The sequence below is a fragment of the Bradyrhizobium sp. S3.2.6 genome, from assembly GCF_040546885.1.
In the GTDB taxonomy this organism is placed as follows: Bacteria; Pseudomonadota; Alphaproteobacteria; order Rhizobiales; family Xanthobacteraceae; genus Bradyrhizobium; species Bradyrhizobium cytisi.
Genome location: NZ_JBEPOS010000011.1, coordinates 169,698 through 182,676 on the forward strand (window position 1 = coordinate 169,698; position 12,979 = coordinate 182,676).

A 12,979-nucleotide genomic window follows, 5' to 3' on the forward strand; every position below is an offset into this window, starting at 1 on the left:
CGGCCACCACAAATGCCCGTCATACCCCGCGAAGGCGGGGTATCCAGTACGCCGTGGCGTCGCGGCCCAAGCACCGCCTCTGGGATACTGGGTCACCCGCCTTCCGGGTGACGACAGCAGAGATTGTGCAGCAAGCGCGCCCTACACCACCGGCTTCACACCCGGCAGCGCCTGCACCAGCTCGCGGAACCTGGTGCCGCGGATCTCAAAATTGCGGTACTGGTCGAAGGAGGCGCAGGCCGGCGACAGCAGCACGACCGCATCGGTCAGGCCCGACGCTTCCGCATCGCGCGCGGCGTGCTCGACGGCAACGTCGAGCGTCTGGCTGATCTCGTGCGCGACCGAGCCGAGCGTGCCGGAAAACTCCTTCGCGGCCTCGCCGATCAGATAGGCCTTGCGGATGCGCGGGAAGAAGCCGGCGAGGCCGGTGATGCCGCCCGCCTTCGGCTTGCCGCCCGCGATCCAGAAGATGTCGGCAAAGGACGACAGCGCATGCGCGGTGGCGTCGGCGTTGGTGCCCTTGGAGTCGTTGACGAACAGCACATTGCCGCGGCGGCCGACCTGCTCCATGCGGTGCGCCAGGCCCGGAAAGCTGCGCAGGCCGTCCTGCAACACGTCCAGGCTGATGCCCATCGCAAGCGCGGCAGCGGCGGCGCAGGCCGCGTTCTGCGCATTGTGCAGGCCGCGCAGCGAACCGATGCCGCCGAGCGTTGCGATTTCGCTACGCGCGCCGCCCGAGGTGCGCACGATGGTGCCATGCTCGACATGAATGCCGCTCGCCAGCGGATTCCTGACGGAGATGCGCACCACGTTCTTGCCGGCGCGGTCGAGCCGGTCGGCGATGTCGCGGCAATAGCCGTCATCGACGCCGATAATCGACGTGCCACCTGCCTGCACGCCGGCGACGAGACGCTCCTTCACTGCGGCGTAGTGCGCGATGGTGCCATGACGATCGATATGGTCCTCGCTGACATTGAGCAGAATGCCGACGGAGCCATCGAGCGAGGGCGTGAGGTCGATCTGGTAGGACGACATCTCGATGACGTGGACGCGACCCATGCGCGGCGGCTCCAGCGACAGGATCGCGGTGCCGATATTGCCGCCCATCTGGGTGTCGTAGCCGGCGACCTTGGTCAGATGCGCGATCAGCGCCGTCGTGGTCGACTTGCCGTTGGTGCCGGTGATGGCAACGAACGGCGCGTTCGGCGCGTGGCGGCGGCGCTCGCGGCAGAACAGCTCGATGTCGCCGATCACCTCGACGCCCGCCTCGCGCGCCTTCAGCACGCTCCAGTGCGGTACCGGGTGGGTCAGCGGCACGCCCGGCGTGAGCACGAGCGCTGCGAAATTGCCCCAGGAAACGTTGCGCAAATCTGCGGTGATGAACCCGGCCTGCGCCGCCTTGGCGACGTTCTCGGCGCTATCGTCGGCGGCGATCACCTCGGCGCCACCGGCCTTCAGCGCGTGGCAGGAGGCAAGCCCCGAGCCGCCAAGGCCGAACACCGCGACCGTCTTGCCGGCGAAGGATGTGACCGGGATCATCGTGGTACCGTCAGCGCAGCTTCAGCGTGGAGAGGCCGGCGAGCGCCAGCATCACCGAGATGATCCAGAAGCGGATCACGATCTGCGGCTCGGTCCAGCCGAGCTGCTCGAAATGGTGGTGGATCGGCGCCATCCGGAAGATGCGCTTGCCCGTGAGCTTGAACGACACCACCTGCACGATGACGGAGACCGCCTCCAGCACGAACAGGCCGCCGATCACCGCGAGCACGATTTCGTGCTTCACCGCGACCGCGATCGCCCCAAGCATGCCGCCGAGCGCGAGCGAGCCGGTGTCGCCCATGAAGATGGAGGCCGGCGGCGCGTTGAACCAGAGGAAGCCGAGGCCGGCGCCCAATAGCGCGCCGCAGAGCACCGCGAGCTCGCCGGTGCCCGCGACATATTTGATCTGGAGATAGTCGGCGAACACCGCGTTGCCGGCGAGATAGGCGATCATCGCAAAGCTCGCGGTCGCGATCATCACGGGCACGATGGCGAGGCCGTCGAGACCGTCGGTGAGGTTCACCGCATTGCCGGCACCGACGATGACGAAGGCGCCGAACACGACGAAGAACCAGCCGAAATGCAGCACCGTGTCTTTCAGGAAGGGTATAGTCAGCGCGGTCGAGGCGGGATCGCGGTTCAGCCGCACCAGCGCATAGCAGGCGACCAGCGCGATCACCGCCTCGATCAGCAGGCGCAACTTGCCGCCGAATCCGCTCGTGGTCTGCTTGGTGACCTTGAGGTAGTCGTCATAGAAGCCGACAAAGCCGAAGCCGAGCGTCACCGCCAGCACGATCCAGACATAGGGATTGAGTGGGTTGGCCCACAGCACCGTGCCGACCGTGAGGCCGGACAGGATCATCAGCCCGCCCATGGTGGGCGTGCCCTTCTTGGCCAGATGCGATTGCGGACCGTCGGTGCGGATCGGCTGGCCCTTGCCCTGGCGGATGCGCAGATGATCGATGATCCAGGGCCCGAACAGGAACACGAACAGCGCGCCGGTGACCACGGCGCCGCCGGTGCGGAAGGTGATGTAGCGGAAGACGTTCAGAACGGTGCGCACTGCACCGAAGCCCGGAAATGTGTTGGAGAGCTCGATCAGCCAGTAAAACATTCAGACGGTCCTATGGCGCCTTTCGCACGCAGGCTTTTTCAGACGCAGATTTCGCCTCACGCGCATTCGCCGGTCTTCATTATCGGTCGGGCGACCTTTAAGAAACCTGCCGGCAAGAAACCTGCAGGCTCGGCGCCGCAAAACGGTGGGATTCGGGAACAGCGCCTTCCAAGCAGTTTACGCCTTTGCCTGCAAGGCGGCCACTAGGCCCGGCACAAACTTGTTGACCCAGAACATCTTCTTGCTGCCCTTGACAACCACGACATCGCCTGCCTTCAGCAGGCCCGCGACCTCGCCCGGCTTCAGCGTGGCAGGATCGTCGTGCCAGCCGAGCCCTTTGCCGGCTGGAAGCGCGTCATAGAGGTGCCGCATCAGCGGCCCGACGCAATAGATGCCGTCGATGCCGTCGAGATGCGTGGCCAGCGCGGTGTGGTAGCTTGGTGCGTCGTCGCCCAGTTCCAGCATGTCGCCGAGCACCGCAATGCGGCGGCCGCCGGTGACGTTGCGCGCCTGCAGGCTTTGCAGCGCGGCGGCAATGCTCGCCGGATTGCCGTTAAAGCTGTCGTCGATCACGGTGACACCGCCGACTGCCTGCTCGACGCCGCGGCCGGTCATGATGCCGACGCGATCGAGCTTGATCGCGAGCGTCGCCACATCGAGATGCGCGGCATGAACCGAGGCGAGCGCGGCGAGCGCATTCTGCACGCGGTGCGGTGCACCCGGCGTGAGGCTGAAGGCGATCTCCTTCTTGCCGATCGCGGCCACGACCTGCCAGCTCTCGCCATGCGGGGCGTGTGCGACCTCGTGCACCTCGGCCTTCTCGCCGAAGCGCACCAGCTTGCCCTTCCAGTCGGGCGCCTTGATCCCGGCCGGCAGCACCAGCACACCATTCTCCGGCAGGCCGAGCGCGATCGACACCTTCTCGCGGCGGATCGCGTCGAGCGAGCCGAGCTTTTCCAGATGCACCGGCTGGACGTTGACGACGAGCGCTACGGTCGGCCGCGTCAATTCGCTGAGTCGCGCGATCTCACCCTTCTGATTCATGCCCATCTCGACGACCCAGAGGCTGGCATCGGGCCGGGCGTTGCACAGCGTCAGCGGCACGCCCCAGAAATTGTTGAAGCTCGAAGGGCTCGCATAGGCATTGGGATAGGCCGCGAGATACTCCTTGGTGCTGGTCTTGCCGGCGCTGCCGGTGAGCCCGATCACCGGCCGGTTGAAGCGCGCGCGTGCGGCGCGCGCGAGGCCCCAGAGGCCGTCGATCAGCGTGTCCTTCACGACGATCTGCGGAATACCAACACCCGCGATTTCATGCGGTACGATCATCGCGACCGCGCCCGACGCTTCCGCCTTGTCCGCGAACTCCCAGCCGTCGCGCGCGCTGGCGAAGGCCGAGATGAAGCCGCCGCTCGGCGTGCCGCCCAACGCCACGAACAAGCTGCCCGGCTTCACCAGGCGGCTGTCCTGGGTGACGAAGTCGATCGGCATGTCCGGGAATGAGCCGGTCGCCCCAAGCGCACGCGCCACCTCGGCGACCGTCCATAATGGCGCGCTCATGCCACCCTCGATGCTAGTGCGGCGGCAACCGCCTCGTGATCGCTGAACGGCAGGACCTCGCCGCCGACGATCTGCCCGGTCTCGTGGCCCTTGCCGGCGACCAGCAGTGCATCGCCATCTTCCAGTTCCTCGATCGCAGCGCGGATCGCGGCCGCGCGGTCGCCGATTTCGCGCGCGCCCTTTGCAGTCGCGAGGATCGCGGCGCGAATGGCTTCCGGTTTCTCGCTGCGCGGATTGTCGTCGGTGATGATGACGCGATCGGCATTCTCGGCCGCGATCTCGCCCATGATCGGACGCTTGCCGGCGTCGCGATCGCCGCCGGCGCCGAACACGACGATCAGCCTGCGCCTGGCGTAGGGACGCAGCGCCTGCAACGCCTTCGCCAGCGCATCGGGCTTGTGCGCGTAGTCGACGAAGATCGGCGCGCCGTTGCGTTCGCCGACGCGTTCGAGCCGGCCCTTGGCGCCTTCGAGATGTTCGAGGCTCGCAAAGACACTGGCCACATCGCTGCCGGTGCCGATGGCCAGACCGGCCGAGACCAGCGCGTTCTCGATCTGGAATTCGCCGACCAGCGGCAGCCGGACGGCATAGGCCCTGTCGCGATGTACGAGCGAAAGCTCTTGCGAGAAGCCTGAGACCTCGGCATTGACGAGGCGAATGCCCTCACCTGCCCCGTCGCCGTTGCGGCCCACCGCCATCACGCGCAGACCGCGCGTCCTCGCGGCGTCGATCGCTTCCGCCGAGCAATTATGATCGGCCGAGATCACCGCGGCGCCACCGGGCGGCACCAGCTCGCGAAACAGCCGGAGTTTTGCTGCGAGATAATGCGCCACGGTCGGATGATAATCCATGTGGTCGCGCGAGAGATTGGTGAAGCCTGCGGCGGAGACCCGCACGCCGTCGAGGCGATATTGATCGAGCCCGTGTGACGATGCTTCGAAGGCGAGATGCGTCACGCCCTCGCGCGCGATCTCATCGAGCTGCCGATGCAGCGCGATCGGATCGGGCGTCGTCAGCGAACCGTAAACCGTGCGTTTCGGCGAGACGAGGCCGATGGTGCCGATGCTGGCCGAGGCATGGCCCAGCCGCTCCCAGATCTGGCGCGTGAACGCGGCAACCGAAGTCTTGCCGCTGGTTCCGGTCACCGCCGCGATGGTCGCAGGCTGCGTGGGGAAGAATTTTGCCGCGGCCAGCGCCAGCGCGCGGCGCGGATTAGCGGTTGCGATGAACGGCACCTTGCAGGGGGCCGGCGCATGGTCGCCGACGATCGCCGCCGCGCCTGCGGCTATGGCAGCGTCGACGAAGCGCGCGCCGTCGGTCTTGCTGCCTGCGAGCGCGAAGAAGAGATCGCCGGGTTTCACTACACGACTGTCGAGCGCGAGCCCCATCACCTCGCGCGCCGCGACAGCGGGCTCGATTGCGGCATCATTGCCAAGAAGATCGCGCAGCTTCATGGTCATCCAGTCGACATGCCGTGCCGGAAAGCCGAATCTTCGGGAAAATCCCGACTCAGCAGCGGCAGTGGCCCACCCCGTTGATTACTGGGTTGCCCTGGATGCCGCAAGAATAAGGCGGTCGGACGGCGGCAAATCGAACCGAGGTTCGACCCCCAGGAGCGGCGCGATCCGCTCGATCACCTTGCCGCCCGTGGGCACCGCGTTAAAGCCCGAGGTGATGAAACCATGCGTTTCAGGCAACGCCTGCGGCTCGTCCAGCATGACGAGAATCTGATATTTCGGATCGTCGGAGGGCATGATCGCGGTGAAGGAGTTGAGCACCCGCTTCTTGGCGTAGCGGCCATTGATGACCTTCTCGGAAGTGCCGGTCTTGCCGCCGACGTAATAGCCCTTCACGTCGGCGGACCTGGCGGTACCGATTTCGGCATTGAGCCGCATCAGATACCGCATCTTGTCGCTGGTCTCCTGCTTGATCACGCGCTTGGCCATCGCCCGCGCTTCGTCTTCGCTGCGTTTCATGAATGTCGGCGGAATCAAATAGCCGCCGTTCATCAGGGCGTTGATGCCCATCACCGCTTGGAGCGGCGCTACCGACAGGCCCTGACCGAACGCGATGGTGACAGTGTTCAGCTCACCCCAGTGGCGCGGCACCAGCGGAGCCGCACTCTCCGGCAACTCGGTGCGCAGCCGCGTCAATTGTCCCATCTTGGCCAGGAACGCCTTGTGCGCCTCGACACCCTGGTTGAGCGCGATCCGCGCGGCGCCGATATTGGACGAGTAGGTGAACACTTCCTTCGTATTGATGAAACGTCCCAGGTTGTGACTGTCATGGATGGTGAACTTGCCGTAGTGCAGGTTTCCACGTGCGTCCCACGACGAGTTCAGGTTGATCTTGCCGGAGTCGAGCGCCATCGCCAGCGTGAAGGCCTTGAAGGTCGAGCCCATTTCGTAGACGCCGGTGGTCAGGCGGTTGATGCGGTCTGGGTCGTGCGCTTCCTTCGGATTGTTGGGATCGAAGTCCGGCAGCGAGACCATGGCCACGATCTCGCCGGTCTTGACGTTGGAGATGATGCCGGAAGCCGCCTTGGCGTGGAATTTCTCCTTCGCCTTCTGAAGCTCGTCGCGCAGCGCGTGCTCGACGCGCAAATCGACCGACAGCTCGATCGGCTTTTGCAGCCGGTCGGTGGCAAAGCCCGCGCGGTGGAGATCGGCGAGCCCTTGATTGTCGAGCCACTTCTCCATGCCCGCGATGCCCTGGTTGTCGATGTTGACCAGACCAATGACGTGGGCGACCTCGTTGCCGGTCGGATAGACGCGCTTGTTCTCGCGCAGGAAGCCGATGCCGGGAAGGCCGAGCTTGTGGATGTCCTGCTGCTGCTTCGGCGTGATCTCGCGCTTGAGCCAGACGAAGCCTTTCCGCGACGACAGGCGCTCGCGCACTTCGGCCTCATCTAGGTCGGGCACCGTCGCGGTCAGAAGCTCGATCGCCTCGTCCTTGTCGATGATGCGGCGCGGCTCGCCGAACAGGCTGGCCGCCTTGACGTCGGTCGCCAGGATCGCGCCGTTGCGGTCGACGATGTCGGGCCGCGCGGTCGCAACCACTTCCTGCGAGGCGGCACGACGCGCACTGTGAGCGTCGGCACCGATCGCGAACATCACGAGCCGGCTGCCGATCAGGGCATAGACCAGGGCAAAGGCGAGCATTGCGAGGCCGACGCGCGCGCGCGCCTTCGCGGCGCGATCGACATTGCGCCCGTAGAGCAGGCTGCGGATCAGACGCTGCCGCCACGGCTCAGCTGGCCGCTCGGTGGATTTGGCCGGAACAGCGCTCATTGCTTGTCCTCGGAGTGAGGCACGGAGCCCGTCACCGTATCGGGATCGCTCGCAGCTTCGATGGTATTGAGCATGGCTCCGATCGGATCAGGCTCGCCCGGCCTGAACATCCGCGCTGGACGGTCCGGCAGGTTCTTCAGTGCATCATATTGCGTGCCGTTGACGGGCTTGAGCGGCAGATGCCGCTCGGAGAGGCCCTGCAGGCGCAGCGGAGCATCGAGCCTGGCCCATTCGGAGCGCAGTTGCGCGATCGCGTCGCGCTGCTCGCGGATCTCCGCGTGCAGCCGCAGCACCTTCTCGGTGCGGGCGGTGGAATCCATCTTGATCCGGTAGACATAGGCGGCCGCGAAGATCAGCGCGCCGATGACGAGAAGGTGGATGAAGCGCATGTGCTAGCCGCCCCTCATCACGTCGGAGAGTTTGGGCCAGGACGATGGCTCGGCATCGTCATGCGCCGGCGCCGCGGTGCGCTCGGCGGCGCGCAGCTTTGCGGAACGGGCACGCGGATTATGCGCAACTTCCGCCTCGCCGGCGACCACGGGCCGCCGCGTCAAAAGCCGGAAGCTCGGTGCGCCTTGCGCCACTTCCGGCAGATGGCGCGAGCCGCCGCCGGTCTTGGAGCGCAGGCTAAGGAAATTCTTGACGATGCGGTCTTCCAGCGAATGGAACGAGACCACGACCAGACGGCCGCCGGGCTTGAGCACGCGCTCGGCCGCCGCGAGCGCGGTCTGGAGCTCCTCGAGCTCCTCGTTAACGAAGATGCGCAGCGCCTGGAATGTCCGCGTTGCCGGGTGAATGTCACCGGGCTTCGAGCGCACCACCCGGCCGACGAGATCGGCGAGCGCGCGCGTCGTGGTGAACGGCGTCTCCTGCCGATCAGCCACGATGGCGCGGGCGACACGGCGCGAATGCCGCTCCTCGCCGAAGAGATAGATGATGTCGGCGAGATCGCTTTCCGAGGCGCGCGCGACGACGTCGGCCGCCGTTGGTCCGACCTGCCCCATCCGCATGTCGAGCGGACCGTCGAGGCGGAACGAGAAGCCGCGACCGGCCTGGTCGAGCTGCATCGAGGACACCCCGACATCCATCACGACACCGTCGACCGCGTCGACATCCTGCGCCGCGCACACCTCGGCGAGATTCGAGAAGCGGTCCTCGACCAGCGTCAGCCGGCCCGCGGCGCGCTCAACCAGCTCCGCGCCGCCGGCGATCGCCGTTTGGTCGCGGTCGATCGCGATGACACGAGTTCCCGCAATATCCAGGATGGCGCGGCTGTAGCCACCGGCCCCGAAGGTGGCATCGACATAGATGCCGCCCTCGCGCGGCGCGAGATGCTCGATCGCCTCGCGGCCAAGCACGGGAATGTGCGGCGCGGCGCTCATGCGTCGCGCCTGCCGGGTGCGCAGGCGAACGGCCAAATGAAATCGGGGGCGAAGCAGCCCATCACGCCTCGAATAACTCCGCGTCGCGGCGGTTCCACGACCCAAACCCTCTCCAGCATGCTTGCCAGCATGCGCGCCGAGCCCGGTCGTCCCAGGCGGCAGACCCGGTGTTCCCAGCGGATTGTGTCGGGCAGCCATGGGATTTCGAGCCAAAAACGCTTTTGGCCGCCTCCGGACGCGGGTCGGCTCTTCACCCCTCAGTAACGGCCCTTAGCGTTAAGAAAGCGTTGATCGGCTGGTTACAAGTCGAAAAGGTGGCTGGGCGGTGATGCCCTATCCACACACCCACCCGAAATGCAGCCGTTAACCGCACCGCGCGATTGCGCGGACCGGACAGTAAAGAAATAGTAAAGAGAAGGGCTGGCCCACTCTCCTATCCGACTTGAGCTGTCTATGTCGTCCGGTCCGTCAACGCCGTCTGGAACTGATTCGAAGCGTCAGCGCGTTCTTCCGGTTCCCAAGGCCGCGGCGAACATGCGGACGTTCGAGCCGGATTCGTCGATCGTTTCCGACATCATCCCTTCGCCCAATCATGGCGAGCGCACCAAGGGGCGGCAGCCCGACATGATCGTGCTGCACTACACCGGCATGCCCGACGTCGAGGGCGCGCTGGCGCGGCTGTGCACGGCCGGCACCGAGGTGTCGGCCCATTACGTCGTGCTCGAAGACGGTCGCATTGTGCAATGCGTACCCGAAGCGCGGCGCGCCTGGCACGCCGGCGTCTCGTCCTGGGCGGGCGAGGACGACATCAATTCGTGCTCGATCGGGATCGAGATCATCAATCGCGGCCATGATTGGGGCTATCCGGAATATCCGCTGCGCCAGATCGCCGCCGTGATCGCGCTGTGCCGCGGAATCATGCTCCGCCGCAAGGTCGCGCCGCAACGGGTGCTCGGCCATTCCGACGTCGCGCCCGCGCGCAAGAAGGATCCCGGCGAAAAATTTCCCTGGCATTCGCTGGCCAATTCCGGTGTTGGTCACTGGGTGACGCCGGCGCCGGTCGTGCGCGGCGAAAGCCTGATGCTCGGCACCATCAGCGACGAGGTGCTGAGCCTGCAGCAGGCGCTGGCGCGCTACGGCTATGGCGTGCCGCTGACCGGCAAATACGACGCATCGACGATGGAAGTCATCACAGCATTCCAGCGGCACTTCCGCCCGGCGCGGCTGGATGGCGTTGCCGATCATTCGACCCTGTCGACGTTGCAGGCGCTGCTGGCGAGCCTGCCGGCGGATGGGGCGACAGTCGCGTCGAAATAGCAGACGTCTTCGAGAACGTGACCCCTTGCTCCGTCATGCCCGGGCTTGTCCCGGGCATCCACGTCTTTGTCTCCGCGCGCGAAGAACGTGGATGGCCGGGACAAGCCCGGCCATGACGGAAACTCAATCCATCTCCCGCACCCGCCGCGCATACAGCCGCCGCAACGGATCGAGCTGCGTCGCCTCCGCCGCGGCCGCGTAGGCCTCGCGCGCTTGGTCGTTGCGGCCGAGCCGCCGCAACAGATCGGCACGTACCGCCGGCAACATCTCATAGCCGTCCAGCCCGCCGCGCGCGGTGATCGCGTCGACGAGATCGAGCGCGCGCGCCGGACCGTCGACCATCGAGACCGCGGCAGCATGGTTGAGCTCGATCACCGGAGACGGGCTGATGCGCAGCAGCACCTCATAGAGGCCGGCGATCTGCGGCCAATCGGTCTCCTCAAAGCTCGGTGCGCGGGCATGCAGCGCGGCGATCGCCGCCTGCACCGCATAAGGCTGCGGTCGGCCCGGCACGCGCAGCGCGTCATCGACGAGACGCAGGCCTTCCTCGATCTGCGCGCGATCCCAGAGCGAGCGGTCCTGCTCTTCCAGGAGAACGATATCTCCGGCCGCGGTCTCGCGACCGGCACGGCGCGCATCGTGGAGCAGCATCAGCGCCAGCAGTCCCTTGATCCCGGCGCGGTCCGGCATGAGCCGGTCGAGCAAGCGGCCGAGCCTGATCGCCTCGACCGCAAGGTCAGGCCGCATCAGATCCGCGCCGGAGGTCGCGACATAGCCTTCGGTGAAGACAAGATAGATCACGGCAAGCACGCCATTGAGCCGCGGCGTCAGCGCGGCGTGCTCCGGCACTTCGTAGGGAATGCCGGCGAGCCTGATCTTCTGCTTGGCGCGAACGAGGCGCTGCGCCATCGCATCCTCGCTGATGAGGAAGGCACGAGCGACCTGGGCCATCGAAAGCCCGCAGACGGTGCGCAGCGTCAGCGCCACCTGAACTTCGGCGGCGAACGCCGGATGGCAGCAGGTGAAGATCAGCCGCAGCATGTCGTCGTCGAGCATCGCTGGCGGTTCGGCTGGCGTGTCTGCGTTGAGCTCGAGCTCGTGCACGAGTGCCTGCTGCTTGCCGCGAAAGACAGCCTGCCGCCGGACGCGGTCGATCGCCTTGTTGCGGCCGACATTGACCAGCCAGGCGCGCGGATTGTCAGGGACCTCGCCCGCCGCCCAGCGCTCAAGGGCAACCGCAAAGGCGTCCTGGAGCGCGTCCTCGGCCAGATCGAAATCGCCGACGAGGCGGATCAGGGTAGCCAGCGCCCGCCCCGCCTCGTCGCGGAAGATCCTGTCGATGTCGGTGGACGAGATCACTTGTTGTAGATCATGACCGGCCTGACCTCGATCGATCCTTCCCTGGCTTCGGGAATCCGCGCGGCCAGCGCGATGGCAGTGTCGAGATCCTTGGCCTCGACCAGATAGTAGCCGCCGAGCTGCTCGCGGGTCTCTGCGAACGGACCGTCAGTCGTCAGGGTCTTGCCCTCGCGCACGCGCACGGTCGTCGCCGTCGTGCTCGGCTGGAGCCCGTCGCCGGCCTTGAAATGGCCGCTCTGGATGATGGACTGGGTGTAGGCGCCGTACTCCGCCGACACTTTCTGACGCTCGGTCGCGTCCATATTGATAAGTTTCTGTTCGTTCCGGTAGATCAGCAGCAGGTACTGCATGGCTTACTCCTGTTGTTCGGCTTGATCGCCGACATCCAGTCGAACGGGGCCAACTTCAAACGACATCCTCGGGATAATTATTCGATGCCGGCGGACGAGATCATTTGTAGATCATGACGGGCCTGACCTCGATCGAACCGTCCCTGGCTCCGGGAATCCGCGCAGCCATTGCAATCGCGGCGTCGAGATCCCTGGCCTCGACCAGATAATAGCCGCCGAGCTGCTCGCGCGTCTCGGCAAAGGGACCATCGGTCGCCAGGATCTTGCCCTCACGAACGCGAACGGTGGTCGCAGTCGAGGTCGGCTGGAGCCCGTCGCCAGCCTTGAAGTTGCCGCTCTGAACGATGGACTGGGTGTAGGCGGAATACTCCGCCAGCAGCTTCTGGTAGCCAGCGGGGTCCATCTTGCTCTGTTGAGCTTCGTTTCGGTAGATCAGCAGCAAATACTGCATCGCCTAACTCCTGTTGCTCGGCTGGAATGCCGACATCCAGTCGAACCGGGCGTACACCCCACGACATCTTCAGGATAAATTATTTACGCTACGGCGTGCGCGGCGATCTCCGCTTGACGGAACCGTCACAAATGGCCCATGCGTACCCCGTCAGTCGGCCGGACGGCCGCTCCGGCAAGTGCCGAAAGGCCGCCGGGGAGGAAAGTCCGGGCTCCCTTGACATACGGTGCCGGATAACGTCCGGCGGGGGCAACCCTAGGGAAAGTGCCACAGAGAACGAACCGCCCGCCGACGCAGCGCAAGCTGCGCAGGCGGGTAAGGGTGAAAAGGTGCGGTAAGAGCGCACCGCGGGTCCGGCAACGGAGCCGGCATGGTAAACCCCACCGGGAGCAAAACCGAATAGGGACGGCGTCGCGGGCCGTTCGCGCAAGCGATAACGCCGCGGGGCGATGTCAGGCCCGCCGTCCGGGTAGGTTGCTCGAGGCCATGTGCAAACATGGTCCCAGAGGAATGGCCGTCACGTATCGTTTGCGCAAGCCGACGGTGCCCTACAGAACCCGGCTTACAGGCCGGCTGATATTCTAAAGCGTTTTCGAGCGAAGTGGTTTTCCGGTTCGCGT

At 65.8% G+C, this 12,979-nt stretch carries 11 protein-coding genes and 1 other RNA gene; 2 read left to right on the forward strand and 10 right to left on the reverse strand.

The genetic code is table 11. The annotated features are described in order from the left end of the window. Window positions 1–141: 141 nt before the first annotated feature. The 7 genes from murD to rsmH all read right to left on the reverse strand — a co-directional run bounded on the left by murD (window position 142) and on the right by rsmH (window position 8,882). Window positions 142–1,539: a UDP-N-acetylmuramoyl-L-alanine--D-glutamate ligase gene (gene murD / locus ABID58_RS20775; protein WP_354034282.1), complete on the reverse strand. Its 1,398-nt coding sequence runs from the start codon at window positions 1,537–1,539 to the stop codon at window positions 142–144. A 10-nt stretch (window positions 1,540–1,549) separates the two neighbouring features. Continuing rightward, on the reverse strand, window positions 1,550–2,653 hold the full coding sequence (gene mraY / locus ABID58_RS20780; RefSeq protein ID WP_148754087.1) for a phospho-N-acetylmuramoyl-pentapeptide-transferase: 1,104 nt from the start codon (window positions 2,651–2,653) through the stop codon (window positions 1,550–1,552). Window positions 2,654–2,830: 177 nt separating this feature from the next. Further along, entirely contained in the window at window positions 2,831–4,210 is a 1,380-nt protein-coding gene (locus tag ABID58_RS20785) for a UDP-N-acetylmuramoyl-tripeptide--D-alanyl-D-alanine ligase (RefSeq protein WP_354034284.1), read from the reverse strand. Beyond that, window positions 4,207–5,664: a UDP-N-acetylmuramoyl-L-alanyl-D-glutamate--2,6-diaminopimelate ligase gene (locus tag ABID58_RS20790; protein ID WP_354034319.1), complete on the reverse strand. Its 1,458-nt coding sequence runs from the start codon at window positions 5,662–5,664 to the stop codon at window positions 4,207–4,209. Before ABID58_RS20790 ends, ABID58_RS20785 begins: the two co-directional genes overlap by 4 nt. A gap of 84 nt (window positions 5,665–5,748) precedes the next feature. Further along, complete coding sequence (locus tag ABID58_RS20795) at window positions 5,749–7,500, reverse strand: peptidoglycan D,D-transpeptidase FtsI family protein (RefSeq protein ID WP_354034286.1); 1,752 nt, start codon at window positions 7,498–7,500, stop codon at window positions 5,749–5,751. Continuing rightward, entirely contained in the window at window positions 7,497–7,889 is a 393-nt protein-coding gene (ftsL, locus tag ABID58_RS20800; RefSeq protein ID WP_354034287.1) for a cell division protein FtsL, read from the reverse strand. Before ftsL ends, ABID58_RS20795 begins: the two co-directional genes overlap by 4 nt. A gap of 3 nt (window positions 7,890–7,892) precedes the next feature. Next, a complete protein-coding gene (rsmH, locus tag ABID58_RS20805; RefSeq protein WP_187435184.1) occupies window positions 7,893–8,882 on the reverse strand; it encodes a 16S rRNA (cytosine(1402)-N(4))-methyltransferase RsmH in 990 nt (329 codons plus the stop codon). 534 nt (window positions 8,883–9,416) lie between these two features. On the opposite strand from rsmH, the gene ABID58_RS20810 reads away from it, so the two are divergent. After that, the gene (locus ABID58_RS20810) at window positions 9,417–10,199 is read left to right on the forward strand and encodes an N-acetylmuramoyl-L-alanine amidase (RefSeq protein WP_148754082.1); all 783 of its coding nucleotides are present in this window, start codon (window positions 9,417–9,419) and stop codon (window positions 10,197–10,199) included. Window positions 10,200–10,322: 123 nt separating this feature from the next. Here the strand turns inward: ABID58_RS20810 and ABID58_RS20815 are convergent, their stop codons facing one another. The 3 genes from ABID58_RS20815 to ABID58_RS20825 all read right to left on the reverse strand — a co-directional run bounded on the left by ABID58_RS20815 (window position 10,323) and on the right by ABID58_RS20825 (window position 12,359). Then, entirely contained in the window at window positions 10,323–11,558 is a 1,236-nt protein-coding gene (locus tag ABID58_RS20815; protein WP_502916418.1) for an RNA polymerase sigma factor, read from the reverse strand. Beyond that, the gene (locus ABID58_RS20820; RefSeq protein WP_148754080.1) at window positions 11,555–11,908 is read right to left on the reverse strand and encodes a YciI family protein; all 354 of its coding nucleotides are present in this window, start codon (window positions 11,906–11,908) and stop codon (window positions 11,555–11,557) included. The genes ABID58_RS20815 and ABID58_RS20820 overlap by 4 nt, the downstream gene beginning before the upstream one ends. A gap of 100 nt (window positions 11,909–12,008) precedes the next feature. After that, window positions 12,009–12,359, reverse strand: a complete 351-nt coding sequence (locus ABID58_RS20825) for a YciI family protein (RefSeq protein ID WP_354034288.1) — start codon at window positions 12,357–12,359, stop codon at window positions 12,009–12,011. A gap of 150 nt (window positions 12,360–12,509) precedes the next feature. On the opposite strand from ABID58_RS20825, the gene rnpB reads away from it, so the two are divergent. After that, window positions 12,510–12,940, forward strand: an RNA gene (rnpB, locus tag ABID58_RS20830) — RNase P RNA component class A. Window positions 12,941–12,979: the final 39 nt, after the last annotated feature.